Source organism: Cupriavidus sp. F041 (genome assembly GCF_057814235.1).
On record NZ_JBVASY010000001.1, the window covers coordinates 1,981,375 to 1,999,851 of the forward strand.

Here is an 18,477-nt window from a genome sequence, read left to right on the forward strand (position 1 = left end):
ATGATTGGAACGTACCGGCTGTGGGGCGGCCACCTGGCCGGACCATTGTGCCGGAGCCGGTGCTTTTGCACCAGCACGCAGGCGATTGTGGGTGGCAGGGGCTGAACCGAAGCTGAACGCGAACGGGCAACGTTATGATGGCGCCTGCCGCGCTGTCCGCTCCGGACCATGCCCGGCTCACTCGTGCTCACCCACCAAAGGGATTTACATTGCGTTTTCTTCACACTGCCGACTGGCACCTCGGGCGCGTGTTTCACGCGCGCAGCCTGCTCGAAGACCAGGCCTGGGTGCTCGATCAATTTGTCGTGCTGGTGCGCGACGCGCGGCCCGATGCGGTGCTGATCGCCGGCGACGTCTATGACCGCGCGGTGCCGCCTCCCGAAGCGGTCGCATTGCTCGACGACGTGCTGGCGCGCATTGTGGTGGACGCGGGTGTGCCGGTGGTGATGATCTCGGGCAACCACGACAGCGCGCAGCGGCTCGGCTTCGGCGCGCGCCTGCTGACGGCGCAGGGTTTGCATGTGGCTGGCCGCACCGAGCGCGAGGCGACCTGCGTGACTTTGTCCGACCCGGCCGGCGAAGTGAAGATCTATGCCTTGCCCTATGCCGAGCCCGCTGCGGTGCGCGATGCCTTCGGCGTGGACCTGCCCGGCCACGAGGCGGCGCTCGCGGCGCGCCTGGAAGCGATCCGTGCGAGCCATCCGGCGCATGCGCGTTCGGTGGTGGTGGGGCATGCCTTCGTGATCGGCGGCGAGGCCAGCGAATCGGAGCGGCCGCTTTCGGTGGGCGGCAGCGGCGCCGTTGCCGCTGGCGTGTTCGACGGCTTCGACCTGGTCGCGCTCGGCCATCTGCACCGGCCGCAGACCTTTGGCCAGCGCATTCACTACGCCGGCTCGCTGCTGAAATACTCGCTGTCCGAAGTCACGCACGCCAAGTCCGTCTCGCTGATCGAGCTGGCGGGCGATGGCACGGTGACGATCGAACCGATTGCGCTCTCGCCCCGGCGCGACTTGCGCATCATCGAAGGGCAACTGGCCGACCTGCTGGCGCATGGCGCGGAGGACCCGCACCGCGACGACTATATCCACGCGGTGCTGACCGATACCGGCGCCTTGCTCGATCCGATGGCCCGCCTGCGCCAGGCCTATCCCAATGCCCTGGCCATCGAGCGCGCCGTGCTGGCGCGATCCGGCGAAGCCAGCGCCGCGGGCCACCGCCTGCGCCAGCTCGATACCGCCGAGCTGTTCGCCAACTTCTTCAAGGAGGTCGCGGACGAAGAACTGGACGACGACAAGCGCCGCGTGCTGGCCCAGCTGCTGGAAGGCATGGCTGCCGCCGAGAGGGAGTCCGCATGAGACCGCTACGCCTGAAGCTGCAAGCCTTCGGCCCGTTTGCCGCCAGCGAGGAGATCGATTTCAGCCAGCTTGGGGAGCGTGCCTTCTTCCTGATCCACGGCCCCACCGGCGCCGGCAAGACCACGCTGCTCGACGCCATCTGCTTCGCGCTCTACGGCGATACGTCCGGTGGCGAGCGCAGTGCGCAGGACATGCGCAGCGCCAACGCCGATCCAGGTTTGCGCACGGAAGTGACGTTCGAATTCAGCCTGGCCGGCCAGCGCTACCTGGCTACGCGTTCGCCCGCGCAGGAGCGGCCGAAGCTGCGCGGAGAGGGCACCGTCAAGGAAACGCCCAAGGCCCAGCTCGACACCATGGGCGAGGGTGGCTGGACCAGCATGGCCAGCCAGCCCAACAAGGTCGATGACTATGTGCGCAACCTGCTGGGTTTCGACAGTAGCCAGTTCCGCCAGGTGATCGTGCTGCCGCAGGGACGTTTTCGCGAACTGCTGACTGCCGATTCCAAGAGCCGTCAGGCGATCCTGGAGCGCTTGTTCCGCACCGAGTTGTACCGGCGCGTGGAAGAACTGCTCAAGGGCCAGGCCGCCGGCATCCGCCAGCAGGCCGAGCGGCTGCGGATCGAACAAACGGCCTTGCTGCAGCAGTATCAGCTCGAATCCGTGGACGCCTTGCGCGAGCAGGCAGCGGCGTTGCAAGTCCGGCTGGATGAACTCAAGCAGCGCGACGGCGCGGCACGCACCGTGCTTGAACTCGCCACGCTGGCGAGCAAGCAAGGCGAGCAGACCGAAGCCCGCCTGCGCGAACAGCGCGAGACCGAGGCTGCCCATGCCGCGCTGATGGCGCAGCGGCCCGAGGTGGAAGCCGAGCGCCAGCGGTTGCTGGCCGCGCGCCGGGCCGCGCAGGTCCAGCCTTTCGATCAGCATCTCGGGCAGGCCGCGCAGGAACACCTGCAGGCGCAGCAAGCGCTTGCCGCGGCGAATGCGCGCGCCAGCGAAAGCGCCGTGGCGTCGGCGGCGGCGGCGGCAGCGCTCGAAGCCGAAATTGCCCGCGCCGGCGATCGGCAGGCGGCGCAAAAGCGTGTGACGGAACTGGAGGCCATGCTGCCGCAGGCGCAACGGCTTGGCGTGCTGCAGCAGGACTTGCAAAGCGCCGCCCGTGGGCAGACACAATCGGCGGCGGCCCATGCTGGTGCCGTGCAGGCGCAGCAGCAAGCGGCGGCCGCGCTGAAACAGGCGGAGGCCGAACTGGCCCAGGCCCAGGAGGGCGCTCGCGGACTAGAGACGATCCAGTTACGGCTGGCGGGCCTGGCGCAGCAGGCGGCCACGCTGGACAAATACGCGGCCACGCTGGCGCACTGGGAACAGGCGCGCCGCCAGGCCGAAGCCGGCCGGCTTGCTGCCGAGCAAGCCGCCACACTTCAGGCGGCAAGCGCGCTCCGCTTGCGCGAGACGGAGCAGGCCTGGCGGGCCGGACAAGCCGCGCGGCTGGCTGCGGGCCTGCACGACGGCGAGTCGTGCCCGGTATGCGGCAGCGCCGACCATCCTCAGATGGCCCGGCATATCGAGGCACCGGTCTCCGACGAGGCGCTCGATCACGCCCGCGAGGCCGCGCGGCTTGCCGACCAGGCCGCGCACAGCGCGGCCAGCCAGGCGCAAACCGCGCAGCAAGCGCTGACGCACCGTCAGGAGCAACTGGACGAACTGCGCGAAGCCGTGACCGCCGCGGACATGCCGGCAGGCGCGGCGCAGGATCCGGCCGCTGCCAAGGCGCAACTGGCCGAGGCTATCCAGGCGTTACGCGCGCAGCAGCTGGCTGCCGGGTCGGCGGCTGGACGGTGCGCGCCGCTGGCAGCGGAACTGGAGCGGCTGCGCGGCGCGCTTGCCGCCGCCGATGCGTCCATTCGCGTAGCCGATGCGGCGGCGCAGGACGCCGGCCAGCGTCACGCCAAGCTGCAGGGCGAGTGGCAGGCGGCCAGCGCCCAGGTGCCGTCCGAATGGCGTGAGCCAGAGCGGCTCACCCTCGCGCTGGGACAAGCACGGCAGGATCTGGCCGCGCGCGAAGCCGCGCTGGCCGCCGCGCAGTTGGCGGACAAGCAGGCCGGCGCCGGCCTGGCCGCGGCCCAGGCCGCGCAAGCCGGCGCGCAAGCCAGCCTGGCCAGCCACGCGCTGCGCGAGCAGCAGGCTGGCGCAGCGTTCGCAGACGCGCTTGGGCAGGCGGGCTTTGTCACGCGCGAGGCCTATGCCGAGGCGCGGATGCCTGCCGCGCAGGTGGCGCAGCTCGAAGCCCGCGTCAATCGCTTCGACCTCGACCTGGCTGCCGCCGCGGACCGGCGCGAGCGCGCCGCGGTCGCCGCGCGCGACCTGGCCGCGCCCGACCTGCCGGCACTCAGGCAGGCCCAGGCGGATGCCACCAGCGCGCTCGAAGCGCTGGTCCGGGAGCAGGCCGACCTCAACCGCAGCCGCGAAAACCTGCTGCAATGCCAGCAGCGCCTGGACGCGCTGGCTGCCGCGGGCGCGGACATCGAGCGCAGTTACGCGGTGCTCGGACGGCTGGCCGAAGTGGCCAACGGCAACAATCCGCGCCGCATCACCTTCCAGCGTTTCGTGCTGGCGACCTTGCTCGACGAGGTGCTGGAAGCCGCCTCGCTGCGCCTGATGCGCATGAGCCGCAACCGTTACGAACTGCAGCGCGTGCGCGAACTGGGCGACAAGCGCGCCGCCGGCGGGCTCGATCTGGAGGTGTTCGATCATGACACCGGCATGACGCGCCCGGCGAATACCTTGTCCGGCGGCGAGGGGTTCCTGGCATCGCTCTCGCTGGCGCTGGGACTGGCCGATGTGGTGCAGTCGCGCGCGGGCGGGATCCAGCTCGATACGCTGTTCGTCGACGAGGGCTTCGGCACGCTCGATCCCGAGAGCCTGGATTTCGCCATCCGCACGCTGATCGACCTGCAGCAGGCGGGAAGGCTGGTGGGCATCATTTCCCATGTGGCCGAGCTGCGCGAGCGCATCGACGTGCGCCTGGAAATCCGTCCCGGGGCGGGCGGCAGCCGGGCCGAACTGCAATTGCCATGAGGGGCGGGAGGTGACCGCCTCGCGGCAGCCTGAAGCGCGTAAGCTATGGTTTGCTCAGGCATCCGCGGGCAGGTGCGCAAGGTAGCTTTCAACTGGCCTACGATCGTGTCCGACAAACGCACAAGCGATTTGCCGCCGCCTTGACCACCGTCGGATAGGGGGTGTAATCTGTTCATTCTGCGAATTGAAGTTCGCAGTTAGAACAAATCAGAATAATAAGAAAAACCAAAGTCTGTTGGATTCGTGTCCGGCGGTGCACTTTTGCAAGGAATTGCAAGGGCGCGCGAGCCGGATGGCTCTTCCGGCAGGACTGTCCGGAGACAGCGTTTGCGTGCCGCCTGATTTCCCTCCTTGGCGGCCGGTTCCGGATAGTTCGTCCGGACTCTCGGAACTGGAACGCAAGTGATCAACAAGCTATTCGACTCCGTGGAATCGGCCATGGCCGACATCCACGACGGCGCCACTATCCTGATTGGCGGTTTTGGCATGGCAGGCATGCCGGCGGAGCTCATCGACGCGCTCATCGCCCAGGGCGCGCGTGACCTGACCATCGTCAATAACAACGCCGGCAATGGCGACACTGGCCTGGCGGCGCTGCTGAAGACCAAGCGCGTTCGCAAGATCATTTGCTCCTTCCCGCGCCAGTCCGATTCCTACGTCTTCGATGCCCTGTACCACGCCGGCGAGATCGAGCTGGAACTGGTGCCCCAGGGCAACCTGGCCGAGCGCATCCGCGCCGCCGGCGCCGGCATCGGCGGCTTCTTCACCCGCACCGCGTACGGCACGCCGCTGGCCGAAGGCAAGGAAACCCGCATCATCGACGGCCAGGGCTATGTCTACGAGACGCCGATCCACGCCGACTTCGCGCTGATCAAGGCGCTGCGCGCCGACCGCTGGGGCAACCTGACCTACCGCAAGACCGCGCGCAACTTCGGCCCCATCATGGCGATGGCCGCCAAATGCCCCATCGTGCAGGTCAGCGAGATCGTCGAACTCGGCGAGCTGGACCCGGAACACATCGTGACGCCGGGGTTGTTCGTCAAGCGCGTCGTCAAGATCGACGGCGCCAGCCAGGCTGCCGCCTGAGCGCCAAGGAGATCCAGAATATGCAACGCCTGACCCGCGATCAGATGGCCGCCCGCGTGGCCAAAGACATTCCCGACGGTGCCGTGGTCAATCTCGGCATCGGCCTGCCCACCCTGGTCGGTAATCACCTGCCGGCCGACCGTGAAATCCTGCTGCACAGCGAGAACGGCCTGCTCGGCATGGGCAAGGCACCGCCCGCCGGCGAGGAAGACGGCGACCTGATCAACGCCGGCAAGCAGCCGGTCACGATCAAGCCGGGCGGCTCGTATTTCCACCATGCCGATTCGTTCGCCATGATGCGCGGCGGCCACCTCGACTTCTGCGTACTCGGCGCCTTCCAGGTGTCGGTGAAGGGCGACCTGGCCAATTGGCATACCGGCGCGCCCGGCGCGATCCCGGCCGTGGGCGGCGCCATGGACCTGGCCATCGGTGCCAAGGAAGTGTTCGTGATGATGGAGCACCAGACCAAGCAGGGCGAGAGCAAGATCGTGGCGGAGTGCACGTATCCGCTGACTGGCATGACCTGTGTCACGCGCATCTATACCGACCTGGCTACCATCGACGTCACGCCCGACGGGCTGGTGGCGCGCGACCTTGTCGAAGGCTTGTCCTTCGACGAACTGCAACGCCTGACCGGCGTGCCGCTCAAGCAGGGCGCTTCTGCCTGAGTGCCGGCCTGACCGGCGGGGCCAGCCCCGGTGAGCACCCTTCCAAGCTTCACGCTTTCACGTACAAGCAAGAGAGAGAGAGAGAGAGAGAGACAACCATGACCGAAGCCTTTATCTGCGACGCCATCCGCACCCCCATCGGCCGCTACGGCGGCAGCCTGTCCGCGGTGCGCGCGGACGACCTGGGCGCGGTGCCGCTCAAGGCCCTGATGGCACGCAACCCGAACCTCGACTGGTCGGCCATCGACGACGTGATCTACGGCAATGCCAACCAGGCCGGCGAAGACAACCGCAACGTGGCGCGCATGTCGCTGCTGTTGGCAGGCCTGCCGCAAAGCGTACCGGGCGCCACCATCAACCGCCTGTGCGGCTCTGGCATGGACGCCACCGGCACCGCCGCGCGCGCGATCAAGGCCGGCGAAGCCGGCCTGATGCTGGCCGGCGGCGTGGAAAGCATGAGCCGCGCGCCGTTCGTGATGGGCAAGGCCACCAGCGCCTTCTCGCGCGATGCGCAGATTTTCGACACCACCATCGGCTGGCGCTTCATCAACCCGGCCATGCGCGCGGCCTACGGCGTGGACTCGATGCCCGAGACCGCCGAGAGCGTCGCCACCGATTACAAGATCAGCCGCGAAGACCAGGACCTGATGGCGCTGCGCAGCCAGGAAAAGGCATCGCGCGCCCAGGCTGACGGCACGCTGGCGCAGGAAATCACCGCGGTGACGATCGCCCAGAAGAAGGGTGATCCGCTGGTGGTGGAGCGCGACGAACACCCGCGCGCCACCAGCATGGAAGCGCTGGGCAAGCTGCGCGGCGTGGTTCGCGCCGACGGTACGGTCACGGCTGGCAATGCCTCGGGCGTGAACGACGGCGCCTGCGCCATCCTGCTCGCCAGCGAAGCCGCGGCCCGCCAACACGGCCTGACGCCCAAGGCCCGCATCGTCGGCATGGCCACCGCCGGCGTGGCGCCGCGCGTGATGGGCATCGGCCCGGCGCCGGCTTCGCAAAAGCTGCTCAAGCAACTCGGCATGACCATCGACCAGATGGACGTGATCGAGCTGAACGAAGCGTTCGCCGCGCAAGGCCTGGCCGTGCTGCGCGAACTCGGCGTGGCTGACGACGACGCTCGCGTCAACCCGAATGGCGGCGCCATTGCGCTGGGCCACCCGCTCGGCATGAGCGGCGCCCGCCTGGTTACCACCGCCATGTACCAGTTGCACCGTACGGGCGGCCGCTACGCGCTTTGCACGATGTGCATCGGCGTGGGCCAGGGCATCGCCATGGTGATCGAGCGCGTCTGATCGCAGCGGGTGCGGTTTCGGCGCCCGCGGGTTTCGGCCCGCGGGCGCCGTCTGCTAAAGAATGCCGCATCGCCGCCGTTAGTACCCGGTGGATGTGCAGGCTTTGAAGTTCCCCAACGCAAAGAAGCAGTGCGACTGGGCCGACTGGGCCGACCGGCTCGCCGGCTCTGGTCGCATCCCTTTCCAGCATGACCCGGCGCAGTTGCGGCCGGTCGGAGTACAAGATGTCCCTTCCCGTTGCCACGCTCGTTACCGGCGCCAGTTCCGGTATCGGCCGTGCCATCAGCGAAATGCTGCTGGCCGATGGCGTGACGCAGGTGGTCAATGTCGACTATGTCGCGCCCGCCTGGTCCCATCCCAATATGACGTTCTTCCAGGCCGACCTGACCGATGCCGCCGCGACCCGCGCCGTGGCCGAGCAGGTGACCTCGCGCTTTGCCGTCACCCGGCTGGTGAACAATGCGGGCGCCACCCGCCCCGGTACCGCCGACACGGCGCGCGTGGAAGACCTGAATTATGTGGTGGGCCTGCATCTGCAAGCCACCCTGTTGCTGACCCAGGCCTGCCTGCCCGCGATGCGCGCGGCGGGCTTCGGCCGTATCGTGAACATGGCCTCGCGTGCGGCGCTGGGCAAGCCGGAGCGCGTGGTGTATTCCGCCACCAAGGCTGGCCTGATCGGCATGACCCGCACGCTGGCGATGGAGCTGGGCGGCGACGGCATCACGGTCAACGCCGTGGCGCCCGGCCCGATCGCCACCGACCTGTTCCGCAAGAGCAACCCCGAAGGCAGCGAGCAGACCAAGCGCATCCTCGCCAGCATCGCGGTCAAGCGCATGGGCACGCCGGAAGACGTGGCGCGCGCTTCGATGTTTTTCCTGTCGCCGGAGAACGGTTTCGTGACCGGCCAGGTGCTCTACGTTTGCGGCGGCACCACGCTCGGCGTCGCACCCGTGTAGTAGTCCCTGGGCGTGACCGGGGCAATCGCGCCACGTCATCACGCCACAGCATTTAGTCAGTAAAAACTAAAAAGATGACCCGCGCCACAAGTGCGGGCTTACAGCGATCTATCCTGGAGTAAACATGAAATCCGATTCCCAAGCCCGCACCCTGCACAACAGCGCGCGCCGTCGCCTGCTGGCCGCCGGCGTGGCACTGGCAGCAACCGTTGGCGGCATGAGCGGTGCAGCCTACGCCCAAGGTACCTACCCGACCAAGCCGATCACGATGATCGTGCCGTTCTCGGCCGGCGGCACCACCGACATCCTGGCGCGCATCGTCGGCCTGCAACTGGGCAAGGTGCTTGGCCAGCCGGTGGTGATCGACAACCGCCCGGGTGCTGGCGGCAATATCGGTGCATCGATCGCGGCCAAGGCGCCGGGCGATGGCTACACGCTGTTCATGGGCACCATCGGTACCCATGCGATCAACCAGTCGCTGTACTCCAAGCTGCCGTACGATCCGGTCAAGGATTTCGCGCCGATCTCGCGTGTGGCGATGGTGCCGAACATCGTGGTGGTGAACCCCAAGGTGCCGGTCAACAACGTCAAGGAACTGATCGCCTATGTGAAGGCCAATCCGGACAAGCTGTCGTACGGTTCGTCGGGCAGCGGTTCGTCGATGCACCTGTCGGGCGAGTTGTTCAACTCGATGACCGGCCTGCATATCCAGCACATCCCGTACAAGGGCAGCGCCCCGGCGGTGAACGACCTGCTGGGCAACCAGATCGGCCTGATGTTCGACAACATGCCGTCGTCGTATCCGCACGTGAAGGCCGGCAAGCTACGTGCCATCGCCGTGACTTCGGCCAAGCGCTCGCCCGCGCTGCCGAACGTGCCGACCGTGGCGGAATCCGGCGTGCCGGGTTATGAAGCTACCTCCTGGTTCGCGCTGTACGCCACCGGCGGCACGCCGCAGCCGATCATCGATCGCCTGAACGCGGAAGTGGTGAAGATCCTGGCCATGCCGGAAGTGAAGAAGCAGATGGCCGACCAGGGTGCCGAGCCGCGTCCGGAAAAGCCGGCTGAACTGGCCGCGTTCATGAAGTCGGAAACCGCCAAGTGGGCCAAGGTGGTGAAGGCTTCGGGCGCCACGGTGGACTGATCGGTTCCTGATCGCCAGCCCGGCCCGGACGCAACGCCCGGCCTGCCGGCAGCCACGAAAGCCGGCCCTTCGGGGCCGGCTTCTTTACGTCCGTGCCACAGAAAAAAGCCCGCGATTTCTCGCGGGCTTAATCCTGGCCCGCTGGAACAGGGCAGGAGGAGACAAGGGAAGAAACCACGGAAAGAAGCGGCCGGCGCGGATCAGGCCAGGCTGTACTTCACGACCTGTTCTTCGACACCGACAAAGCGCACCAGCTGGCGCAGGCCGCTGGCGTACTCCTTGATATGGTGCCCTTCCGGCGTGTCCGGCAGGCGGTAATACACCGGCATGGTTGCCGCCGGTACCGCTTGCCACACTACAGGAGGGCCATCCGTTTCCCACTGGACATCCCGGTCTTCGGCGAAATCTGTTTGTCCTTGCATGGACCACTCCTGGTGAATGACGGGCATGCGCTGCGCCGCGGCCGAGAACCGGCGACAGGCATGCGAAGTGACTATGTCTGCAAATGTATTGCAGACAGCTGCAAAATGCCATTCAGCATTTTTAATATCTGGATCTGATCTGTCTCTTATCTGTCATATTCCCCGCAATTAACCGCCAGCTGCTGCACGCATCCATGGCAGCGGCCCTCTCCGGGGCCGCGGGGCTGGCAGTGCGGATGCCGGCGACCCGGGACGGTCGCGCCCTGCGCGGGCGCGGCTTTGCACTACCTTTGCGCTACCATAGGCGCTTGCCATCAAAGCCACGCCGGGAGGGAAGACTTCACTGCCTGGCGACAGCCTCTCACGTTACCCTTCCCGCATGTCCGTTCAGCACGCACTCCTGACTTCCCTGTTGGAAAGACCGTCCTCCGGCTACGAGCTGGCGCGGCGCTTCGACCGTTCGATCGGCTATTTCTGGCATGCCACGCACCAGCAGATCTATCGGGAACTGGGCCGCATGGCCGAACATGGCTGGATTGCCGCGGAAGAGGGCGAGGGCGAGAGCGATGCGCGCAATCGCAAGAAGGTTTATTTCGTGCTGCCGCCGGGGCGCGACGAGCTAGCGCGCTGGGTGCTTGCGCCTACCGCCGGGTTGGACCTGCGCGACGAGATCCTGGTGAAGTTGCGGGCGGATGCCGTCGTGGGTCCGCTAGGGTTGAGGCCGGAGCTGCAGCGCCTGATCGCACTGCACCAGGAGCGGCTTGACACCTACCGCCAGATCGAGAGGCGCGATTTCTCCGCCGCGCAGCCCACGCGCGCGCAGCAACTGCAACATGCACTGCTGAAGCGGGGTATCCGCTATGAGGAAGATTGGGTGTCCTGGGCGGAAGAGCTATTGCCGCTGCTGGATAAGCAGGACGATCCGGCTTGAGGCGCCGGCCGCCATTGGCTCCGCGATAAGGTTCCCCGCCAGCGGCGCGGGGGAAAGGGCAATCCGCCGCCGAATGCGACGGACTGCCCGCGATGACGTAATCAGGCCAGGTCGGCTGCCGTGGCGCCGCTGGTGTGCGCCGTTTGCGGGGCAAGGCCCAGCCGGCGGCGTGCCAGCGCATATTCCTCGGCAAAGCGGCGCACCAGGTCGGCTGCCGGCACCACGCGCTTGATGGCGCCCACGCCCTGCCCGGCGCCCCAGATGTCCTTCCACGCCTTGGCGCTGCCCGAGCCGAAATTCATCTTGGACGGGTCCGATTCCGGCAGCGCCGCCGGGTCGAGCCCGGCGTTGACGATACTCTGGCGCAGGTAATTGCCGTGCACGCCGGTGAAGAGGTTCGAGTAGACGATGTCGGAGGCGTTGCTATCGACGATCATCTGCTTGTAGGCGGCCTGCGCGTTGGCTTCCTCGGTGGCGATAAACGCCGAACCCACATAAGCCAGGTCGGCGCCCGCGGCCAGCGCCGCCAGGATGCCATCGCCGCTGGCGATGGCGCCCGACAGCAACAGCGGGCCGTCGAACCACTCGCGGATTTCATGCAGCAGCGCAAACGGCGACAGGACGCCGGCATGGCCGCCCGCACCCGTGGCGACCGCGATCAGGCCGTCGGCGCCTTTCTCGATGGCCTTGCGCGCGAAGGTGTTGTTGATGATGTCGTGCAGCACGATGCCGCCATACGAGTGCACCGCGTCGTTGACCTCGGTGCGCGCGCCCAGCGAAGTGATGACGATGGGCACCTTGTAGCGCACGCACAGTTCCAGGTCGTGATCGAGCCGGTCGTTCGACTTGTGCACGATCTGGTTGACCGCGAACGGCGCCGCCGGACGATCCGGATGCTTGGCGTCGTGTTCGGCCAGTTCGGTGGTGATGCGGTCCAGCCAGTCGTTGAGCACCGGGCCCGGACGCGCGTTTAGCGCGGGGAAGGAGCCGACCACGCCGGCCTTGCATTGGGCGATCACAAGGTCGGGGTTGGAGATGATGAACAGTGGCGAGCAGACTACCGGCAGCGAAAGACGGTCCTGCAGGATGGCGGGAAGAGACATAGCGTTCTTTTGCGAAGTTGAAACGGTGAGTGGAAGATGCCGGTATCAGGCGCTGGCGCCCTGCAATACGGACTTCTGGCTGGCGAGCCGGGTGCCCATGGCGGCGGCAAGCGCGTCCAGGCCGCTCTTGGGGCGGACCATGACCTCGAAGTCGTCGATCTTGCCGGCGTCGTTGAAGCGGATCATGTCGATGGCCTTGACGGACCTGCCGTCGACTGTCGCACTGAACTCCAGCACCACGCTGCGCCCGTCGTCGCTGACAAAACTGCGGTGATAGCGGAAGTCCTGGAATACCTGGTTGACGGATTCCAGCACCATGCGCAGGGCGATGCGCCCCGGGTATGGTGTGTGGGCGACGGGCGAGTGGAATACCACCTCATCGGCCACGATGCTGTCCAGGTCGGCCATGGAATGGGTGGCGATCATGCGGTGCCAGATTGCCAGCGAGGCCTGCGCCGCCGCTGACAAGGTTGCTTGGGTCACGGTGTCTCCTCCGGGGTGGGCCGAGGGCGCGGAAATCGCCCGTTCCGGCGCGCTGCGCTGCATCGTTCCGCTTGCCCGGCGGGCGCCGCGGCGACGGCAGCTTACACATCGCTATGCAACCAGTTGCATAGCGATGTGTAGAAAGGTAGCAGCACGCGGCGGCAATTGCAACGTTTTGGCGTGTATGTGCCTCGTAAGGCGTTTGCTTGGCCGAAGGGAGGGGCCGCAGGCACCTCCGATCCCTGCGACCGCCGGCCTCGGTCTTTTGTGGCGACTTGTCTACAATACGGGCATTGCCGCAAAACAGCGCAGGAGCGCGAGTGAGTACTGACATGAGCGCCAAAGGGCCGTCCGGGGCCCTCTTCGATGCGGACCTCGAGGCCTGGCGGACCCAACCCGAGCGGGCCTTCGACGGCTGGCTGGTCAGCCACGGCTTTGGCCATGGCACCGCCGTGGTCTATCGGGCGATGTGGGGCAAGCTTTTGCGGTGGTCGGGGGAGCGCGGGGTGGCGCCGCTGGCATGGTCGGCGGAGCAGATCGGAGCCTTCCTCGACGAGCAGGACTTGCACAAGCACCACCGCTACCGTTATGCACGGTTGATCGAGCGCGTCTTTCACCATCTCTCGCTGCTGCAGGACGGCTTGCACAATCCTGCGAGCCAGGCGGTACGCGCCCACCTTGCCGAAGGCGAGAACGATCCCACCGCCTTCTTGCTGCCTGCCGAGCGCGAAGCCTTGATTGCCCGGGTGCTGGCGCCGGCGGCCAAGCCGCCGGGCCAGGATGCCGTCGTGCTGTCGCCTACCCAATGGAAGCGCGCGCGCGACACCGCGCTGGTCGCGGTGTTGCTGGGCGCCGGCCTGAAGGTGGGGGAAGCGCGTGGCCTGGGCACCGGTAGCATCGCGGAGGACGCCGCCAGGCTGCGCCTGGTCCGGGCCGACAACGGCCGCGCCTACGAGGCGCCGGTCTTTGCCTTCGCGCGGCCGGCATTGCTGGCCTGGCTGGAGATCCGTGGCGCTAGCGGCACATTGGGCAACCTGGTCTTTCCCGCCATGCCGAGCGGGCGGCACTTGCATGCCGCTTCGCTGTACCGCCGGGTGGAGATCCTGCTGGATGAAGCCGGCGTGCTGGCGGGCCGCAGCGAACGGGCGTCTCCGCAGACGCTGCGCAATACTTGCGGCGCGCTGCACTTCGAGGCCGGCGCCGGCCCGGCTGAAGTGGCGCAGTGCCTTGGCATGCGCGACCTGGAGTCCGGCTGGCGCCTGCGCGCCGCTTTCGAGGCCTGGCAGGCGCGCGCGGGCCTGGCGGCAGGACGGAATTCGGCCGGTGACGCCGGCACGACAGATGCGTCCTGCTATGCTTAGTCGCCATTTTCGCCGTTCCGGCCCAATGCGGGCGGCGCTATCCTGGAGCCGCTGCCAGCCGCCGATGGCAGCCTCGCGCCAGGGGATGCAGAAACAGGCGCTTCGCCCGATGTACCAGGCGCGCTGTCGTGGCGCCCGCTCCGTCTCTTTTCACAACCTATTGATGAACCGCTATGTCTGAAACTTTGCTGCTCACGGGAGCCACCGGTTATATCGCATCGCACACCTGGGTCGCCTTGCTCGAGGCCGGCTATCACGTGATTGGCCTGGATAATCTCTGCAACAGCAATCGCGTCGTGGTCGAACGGCTTGCGCAGATTACCGGCCAGCGTCCGCATTTTGTCGAGGGCGATGTCCGGGACCGCGCTTTGCTGGACCGTTTGTTTGCCGAACACCGGATCTCCGGGGCGATTCATTTCGCGGCGCTCAAGGCGGTGGGCGAATCGGTCAGCAAACCGCTGGATTATTACGACAATAATCTCAATGGCTTGCTTGCCCTGTGCTCGGCGATGAACGCTGCCGGCGTCAAGCAACTGGTGTTCAGCTCCTCCGCCACGGTATATGGCAATCCGCATTCGGTGCCGATCCTTGAGGACTTTCCCCTCTCGGCCACCAATCCGTACGGCCAGACCAAGCTGATGGGCGAGCAGATCCTGCGTGACCTGGAACGGTCCGATCCCGACTGGCGGATTGCGTACCTGCGCTATTTCAATCCGGTGGGCGCGCACGAAAGCGGCCTGATCGGCGAAGACCCCGGCGGCGTGCCGAACAACCTGATGCCTTATGTAGCGCAGGTCGCCGGCGGGCGCCGCCAGAAGTTGATGGTGCACGGCGGTGACTACCCCACGGTCGACGGCACGGGCGTGCGCGATTACATCCACGTCTGCGATCTTGCGGCCGGCCACCTTGCCGCCCTGGTCTACCTGCGCGACAAGCAGCAATGCCTGACCGTCAATCTCGGCACGGGCCGGGGCTACAGCGTGCTGGAGGTCGTCGCGGCCTACCAGCGTGCCAGCGGCCGCCCGGTACCCTACGAAATAGGGGCTCGCCGCCCCGGCGATATCGCCTCTTGCTATGCCGATCCCGCACTGGCGCACACGCTGATCGGATGGCGCGCGCAGCACGATATCGATCGCATGTGCGAGGATTCGTGGCGCTGGCAGTCGATGAATCCGCTGGGGTTTGCCGGCTGAGTGGCGTGGCCGGGCAGGCGAGGCGCGTACCCGTTTCTGCGTGCCCGGCTTTGTGGACGCTCTGTGGATACGGCCAGGACCGGGCAGTGAAAATGAAAACGGCCGGGCACTAGCCCGGCCGTTTTCAGGAGCGCAGCGGGTGCGCGGCAGACTCGGCCGCGACGCCCGTTGCCGGCGCCCGGCTTCAGCGAATCAGGAAGTCATCGATATTCTTGCCAGCGGCCAGGGCCTGGGTCAGCCAGCCCGGACGCTTGCCGCGGCCGGTCCAGGTATTGCCCGCGCTGTCGCGATAGCGCACCGGTACCTTGCGAGTTGCCTTCTTGCCGGCGGCAGGCTTGGTGCCGAAACCCAGATCGTCCGCGGTCAGGCCATATTGGTCGATTTTCTGGCGAATATCGGCGATGACGGAAGCCTGCTCGCGAGCCTTGATTTCCTCGGCCTGCTTTTGCAGTTCACTGATTTTCTGAACAATTTCCTGATAAGTCGCCATTACGAGCCTCGATTTACTGGGTGAGCATGATGAGTCGGATGAATTATAACGGCACCAAGCGATCCTGCAAACGCTTTTAAACCGCGATGGAGAGAATTCTGATAAATCGGCGGTATGATCTAATTAATGAACTTCCGCGCAGGCCACGGGTCAGCGGCAGTTACGCATTTGCCGGCAGAGCGGCCGCTTTCGGATGTTCGAGAAAACAGCGTGCTGACACCATCCAGCCGTTTTGCAATCCGGACTGCGTAATAACCCTGATCGCCGTAATGGCGCGCAGCGGGAAGTGATTTTGCTGCAACAATTCCGATCCCGTCGCAAAACGACCAAACCTACATTCGCCTCAAACATGTCTTTCGATTCGATTAACGCCGGCGCTGCGGGCAGACTCGTCCCGGTCGAACTGGCGAAAGCCTATCGCCTGCTGAATCACGGGCCGGTTACGCTGGTCACCAGCGCCCACGCTGGCCGGCGTAATGTCATGGCGGCGTCCTGGGCGATGCCGCTGGATTTCCAGCCGCCCAAGGTCGCGGTCGTGATCGATTCCCGCACCCTCACGCGCGAACTGGTCGAAGCGTCCGGCGAGTTCGCGTTGAACATCCCCGCCCGCGCACAGGCCGCCGCCACGCTGGAATCCGGCTCGCGTTCCGGCCGCAAGCAAGATAAGTTTGCCGCCACGGGCCTGGCCACCTTTGCGGCGAAAGAGATTGCTGCACCGCTGGTTGCCGGCTGCCTTGGCTGGCTGGAGTGCCGGGTAATCCCCGAGCCGGCCAACGCCGTGCGCCACGATCTGTTCATTGCCGAAGTGGTGGCTGCGTGGGCAGACTCCGCCGCTTTTTCGAATGGCAGATGGCATTTTCCGGATCAGGAGTGCCGTTCGATGCACTACCTTGCCGGCGGCGCATTTTTTGCCACCGGGGAGGCTTTCCAGGTGGAGCCGGGGGCCTCCGAATGAGCGCAGCGCAGGGACACTGGCCTAATTGGCGACGCAGGGTAGAAGAGGGGGCGCTGCCGGCGTGGCGGGCACGGCACCTCGCTCAAGGAATCGCGCGACCCCGCCGTTATCTGCCCTGAGCGGGTCGCTGGGGTGTCGATCCGCCGGGCCGGGGCCGGAGGAGGTCCTGTGCGTTCCTTTCCGTATCGGGTGCTTCATGTCTATCCATAACAATATCCAGATCAAAACCCTGTTGCGCGGCGCAATGGCAATGTTGTCGCTTCTGCTGATTCTGGTTGGCGGTGCGGGCCTTTATGGCATGTCGCACAGCAACGACGCGCTCCAGGAAACATATGGCAATCAGCTTGCGTCGGCGCAGGCGCTCAGTGAAACCATGCTCGGCACGACGCGCATGCGCCTGGCGCTGGACCGCGGCGTGATGCCTGGCGATGGTGACGATGGGAAAGCGGTGGTAGACCGCTCCATGGTGTTCGTCGACAGCGCCGAGACAGCCTGGAAGCGATACACGGCGCTGCCGCAGGACGCCGAGGAAAAGGCGCTCGCCGCGGAATTTACCCGCAAGCGCCAGGAATTCATGGAGAAGGGCATCCTGCCTTTGCAGAAAGCGCTGATCGAGAACAACGCGGACGGGGCGCTTGCGATTGCCAAGAAGGCCCTGCCCGAATTGCAGCGCAGCCTGGCTACCGCCTATGAAGCCCTGCAGGCTTTCCAACTCCGTACCGGCGAAGCCAACTACATCGCGTCGCAAGCCCGCTTCCAGCAGGTGCGCGTGCTGTGCTTCGCGCTGATCGCCCTTGGCTTGCTGGTCGCCGTGCTCTGTTCCGTGACGCTGCACCGGGCTATCGTGCGGCCGGTGGAGGAAGCCCTGGGGGTGTTCGAGCGTATCGCCGCCGGCGACCTGACCTCGCGCATTACCAATGTGTCGCGCAACGAGGTGGGGCGCATGATGCAGGCGCTGGTGGCCATGCAGGAAAGCTTGTCGAATATCGTCGCCCAGGTGCGCGGCGGTACTGACTCGATCGCCTCGGCCACGCAACAGATTGCCACCGGCAACCTCGATCTGTCGCAACGTACCGAAGAGCAAGCCTCCTCGCTGGAGCAGACCGCGGCCAGCATGGAAGAACTGACGTCGGCAGTGCGCCAGAATTCCGATAACGCGCGCCAGGCCGGCGTGCTGGCCAGCGATGCCTCGGAGATCGCGCTCAAGGGCGGCGACGTGGTAGGCCGTGTGGTCGACACCATGAACGAGATCAATGGCTCGTCGCGCAAGGTAGTGGAAATCATCGGCGTGATCGAGGGCATTGCCTTCCAGACCAATATCCTCGCGCTGAACGCCGCGGTGGAGGCGGCCCGGGCGGGCGAGCAGGGCCGCGGCTTCGCGGTGGTTGCCGGCGAGGTGCGCACCCTGGCGCAACGCTCCGCCGCCGCCGCCAAGGAAATCGAGGCCCTTATCAGCGAATCCGGCCAGCGCGTCGAAAGCGGCACCAGGCTGGTCGCCGAGGCTGGCCAGACCATGGGCGAGATCGTCAATGCGGTCAAGCGCGTCACCGACATCATGAACGAGATCAGCGCGGCCACCCAGGAGCAGACCAGCGGCATCGAGCAGGTCAACCAGGCGGTCACGCAGATGGACCAGGTCACCCAGCAGAATGCCGCGCTGGTGGAAGAAGCCGCCGCGGCCGCGGGCGCGCTGGAAGAGCAGGCGCAGAAGCTCAACGGCGTCGTGTCCGTGTTCCGGCTGTCAGGCAGCCATGCCGTGGCCACGCCGGCCCCGGTCACGCGCGTCGCCGCCACCGCCAAGGCTGTCGCGGCCATGCCGACGCGAGCCCGCCCGCCGGTCCAGCGCAAGGCACGTCCCGCACCTCCGGCGCCCCCCGCACTGGCGGCAGCCGGTACCGGCGGCGACGACTGGAGCGCGTTCTGAGCCATGGCGTACAGCTTGCCGCCGATTTCAT

Annotated in this window: 16 protein-coding genes; 12 read left to right on the plus strand and 4 right to left on the minus strand. The window is 66.4% G+C overall.

The features are described from left to right. Window positions 1-209 precede the first annotated feature (209 nt). The 7 genes from ACZY0R_RS08960 to ACZY0R_RS08990 all read left to right on the plus strand — a co-directional run bounded on the left by ACZY0R_RS08960 (window position 210) and on the right by ACZY0R_RS08990 (window position 9,584). The gene (locus tag ACZY0R_RS08960) at window positions 210-1,355 is read left to right on the plus strand and encodes an exonuclease SbcCD subunit D (RefSeq protein WP_488858055.1); all 1,146 of its coding nucleotides are present in this window, start codon (window positions 210-212) and stop codon (window positions 1,353-1,355) included. After that, window positions 1,352-4,429, plus strand: coding sequence for an AAA family ATPase (locus tag ACZY0R_RS08965; protein WP_488858056.1), 3,078 nt, complete (start codon window positions 1,352-1,354; stop codon window positions 4,427-4,429). Before ACZY0R_RS08960 ends, ACZY0R_RS08965 begins: the two co-directional genes overlap by 4 nt. 402 nt (window positions 4,430-4,831) lie before the next feature. Then, on the plus strand, window positions 4,832-5,515 hold the full coding sequence (locus ACZY0R_RS08970; RefSeq protein WP_441635438.1) for a 3-oxoacid CoA-transferase subunit A: 684 nt from the start codon (window positions 4,832-4,834) through the stop codon (window positions 5,513-5,515). Between the two features lie 20 nt (window positions 5,516-5,535). After that, window positions 5,536-6,183, plus strand: coding sequence for a 3-oxoacid CoA-transferase subunit B (locus tag ACZY0R_RS08975; RefSeq protein WP_043357060.1), 648 nt, complete (start codon window positions 5,536-5,538; stop codon window positions 6,181-6,183). 98 nt (window positions 6,184-6,281) lie between these two features. Further along, a complete protein-coding gene (gene pcaF, locus ACZY0R_RS08980; protein WP_488858057.1) occupies window positions 6,282-7,484 on the plus strand; it encodes a 3-oxoadipyl-CoA thiolase in 1,203 nt (400 codons plus the stop codon). 224 nt (window positions 7,485-7,708) lie between these two features. Further along, window positions 7,709-8,440: an SDR family NAD(P)-dependent oxidoreductase gene (locus ACZY0R_RS08985; RefSeq protein WP_488858058.1), complete on the plus strand. Its 732-nt coding sequence runs from the start codon at window positions 7,709-7,711 to the stop codon at window positions 8,438-8,440. A 124-nt stretch (window positions 8,441-8,564) separates the two neighbouring features. Next, a complete protein-coding gene (locus ACZY0R_RS08990; RefSeq protein WP_488858059.1) occupies window positions 8,565-9,584 on the plus strand; it encodes a Bug family tripartite tricarboxylate transporter substrate binding protein in 1,020 nt (339 codons plus the stop codon). 200 nt (window positions 9,585-9,784) lie between these two features. Here ACZY0R_RS08990 and ACZY0R_RS08995 read toward each other — a convergent pair whose 3' ends face one another. After that, on the minus strand, window positions 9,785-10,006 hold the full coding sequence (locus tag ACZY0R_RS08995; protein ID WP_488858060.1) for a hypothetical protein: 222 nt from the start codon (window positions 10,004-10,006) through the stop codon (window positions 9,785-9,787). A gap of 379 nt (window positions 10,007-10,385) precedes the next feature. Between ACZY0R_RS08995 and ACZY0R_RS09000 the strand changes: the two genes are divergently transcribed. Beyond that, window positions 10,386-10,937: a PadR family transcriptional regulator gene (locus tag ACZY0R_RS09000; protein WP_488858061.1), complete on the plus strand. Its 552-nt coding sequence runs from the start codon at window positions 10,386-10,388 to the stop codon at window positions 10,935-10,937. A 101-nt stretch (window positions 10,938-11,038) separates the two neighbouring features. On the opposite strand, the gene ACZY0R_RS09005 is transcribed toward ACZY0R_RS09000, so the two are convergent. Both ACZY0R_RS09005 and ACZY0R_RS09010 read right to left on the minus strand, forming a co-directional pair. Continuing rightward, window positions 11,039-12,040 carry an NAD(P)H-dependent flavin oxidoreductase gene (locus ACZY0R_RS09005; RefSeq protein WP_488858062.1) on the minus strand — a complete coding sequence of 334 codons (1,002 nt, stop codon included), beginning with the start codon at window positions 12,038-12,040 and terminating at the stop codon, window positions 11,039-11,041. Window positions 12,041-12,085: 45 nt separating this feature from the next. Continuing rightward, a complete protein-coding gene (locus ACZY0R_RS09010) occupies window positions 12,086-12,466 on the minus strand; it encodes a nuclear transport factor 2 family protein (RefSeq protein ID WP_488859596.1) in 381 nt (126 codons plus the stop codon). A 389-nt stretch (window positions 12,467-12,855) separates the two neighbouring features. Here ACZY0R_RS09010 and ACZY0R_RS09015 point away from each other — a divergent pair, with 389 nt between their 5' ends. Further along, window positions 12,856-13,884 (plus strand): tyrosine-type recombinase/integrase, encoded by a 1,029-nt coding sequence (locus ACZY0R_RS09015; protein WP_488859598.1) that lies wholly within the window; start codon window positions 12,856-12,858, stop codon window positions 13,882-13,884. A 173-nt stretch (window positions 13,885-14,057) separates the two neighbouring features. Beyond that, complete coding sequence (gene galE / locus ACZY0R_RS09020) at window positions 14,058-15,077, plus strand: UDP-glucose 4-epimerase GalE (RefSeq protein WP_488858063.1); 1,020 nt, start codon at window positions 14,058-14,060, stop codon at window positions 15,075-15,077. A 184-nt stretch (window positions 15,078-15,261) separates the two neighbouring features. On the opposite strand, the gene ACZY0R_RS09025 is transcribed toward galE, so the two are convergent. After that, the gene (locus ACZY0R_RS09025) at window positions 15,262-15,567 is read right to left on the minus strand and encodes an H-NS histone family protein (protein WP_488858064.1); all 306 of its coding nucleotides are present in this window, start codon (window positions 15,565-15,567) and stop codon (window positions 15,262-15,264) included. A 349-nt stretch (window positions 15,568-15,916) separates the two neighbouring features. Between ACZY0R_RS09025 and ACZY0R_RS09030 the strand changes: the two genes are divergently transcribed. Next, the gene (locus tag ACZY0R_RS09030) at window positions 15,917-16,522 is read left to right on the plus strand and encodes a flavin reductase family protein (protein WP_488859600.1); all 606 of its coding nucleotides are present in this window, start codon (window positions 15,917-15,919) and stop codon (window positions 16,520-16,522) included. A gap of 196 nt (window positions 16,523-16,718) precedes the next feature. After that, the gene (locus tag ACZY0R_RS09035; protein ID WP_488858065.1) at window positions 16,719-18,446 is read left to right on the plus strand and encodes a methyl-accepting chemotaxis protein; all 1,728 of its coding nucleotides are present in this window, start codon (window positions 16,719-16,721) and stop codon (window positions 18,444-18,446) included. The last annotated feature ends 31 nt before the right edge of the window (window positions 18,447-18,477 follow it).

What these genes read in the sequence shown, in the direction of transcription:
- ACZY0R_RS08965 (WP_488858056.1), top strand. Translation starts at nt 1,352, where the DNA reads ATGAGACCGCTACGCCTGAAGCTGCAAGCCTTCGGCCCGTTTGCCGCC.
- ACZY0R_RS08975 (WP_043357060.1), top strand. Translation starts at nt 5,536, where the DNA reads ATGCAACGCCTGACCCGCGATCAGATGGCCGCCCGCGTGGCCAAAGAC.
- pcaF (WP_488858057.1), top strand. Translation starts at nt 6,282, where the DNA reads ATGACCGAAGCCTTTATCTGCGACGCCATCCGCACCCCCATCGGCCGC.
- ACZY0R_RS08985 (WP_488858058.1), top strand. Translation starts at nt 7,709, where the DNA reads ATGTCCCTTCCCGTTGCCACGCTCGTTACCGGCGCCAGTTCCGGTATC.
- ACZY0R_RS08990 (WP_488858059.1), top strand. Translation starts at nt 8,565, where the DNA reads ATGAAATCCGATTCCCAAGCCCGCACCCTGCACAACAGCGCGCGCCGT.
- ACZY0R_RS08995 (WP_488858060.1), bottom strand. Translation starts at nt 10,006, where the DNA reads ATGCAAGGACAAACAGATTTCGCCGAAGACCGGGATGTCCAGTGGGAA.
- ACZY0R_RS09000 (WP_488858061.1), top strand. Translation starts at nt 10,386, where the DNA reads ATGTCCGTTCAGCACGCACTCCTGACTTCCCTGTTGGAAAGACCGTCC.
- ACZY0R_RS09005 (WP_488858062.1), bottom strand. Translation starts at nt 12,040, where the DNA reads ATGTCTCTTCCCGCCATCCTGCAGGACCGTCTTTCGCTGCCGGTAGTC.
- ACZY0R_RS09010 (WP_488859596.1), bottom strand. Translation starts at nt 12,466, where the DNA reads ATGATCGCCACCCATTCCATGGCCGACCTGGACAGCATCGTGGCCGAT.
- ACZY0R_RS09015 (WP_488859598.1), top strand. Translation starts at nt 12,856, where the DNA reads ATGAGCGCCAAAGGGCCGTCCGGGGCCCTCTTCGATGCGGACCTCGAG.
- galE (WP_488858063.1), top strand. Translation starts at nt 14,058, where the DNA reads ATGTCTGAAACTTTGCTGCTCACGGGAGCCACCGGTTATATCGCATCG.
- ACZY0R_RS09025 (WP_488858064.1), bottom strand. Translation starts at nt 15,567, where the DNA reads ATGGCGACTTATCAGGAAATTGTTCAGAAAATCAGTGAACTGCAAAAG.
- ACZY0R_RS09030 (WP_488859600.1), top strand. Translation starts at nt 15,917, where the DNA reads ATGTCTTTCGATTCGATTAACGCCGGCGCTGCGGGCAGACTCGTCCCG.
- ACZY0R_RS09035 (WP_488858065.1), top strand. Translation starts at nt 16,719, where the DNA reads ATGTCTATCCATAACAATATCCAGATCAAAACCCTGTTGCGCGGCGCA.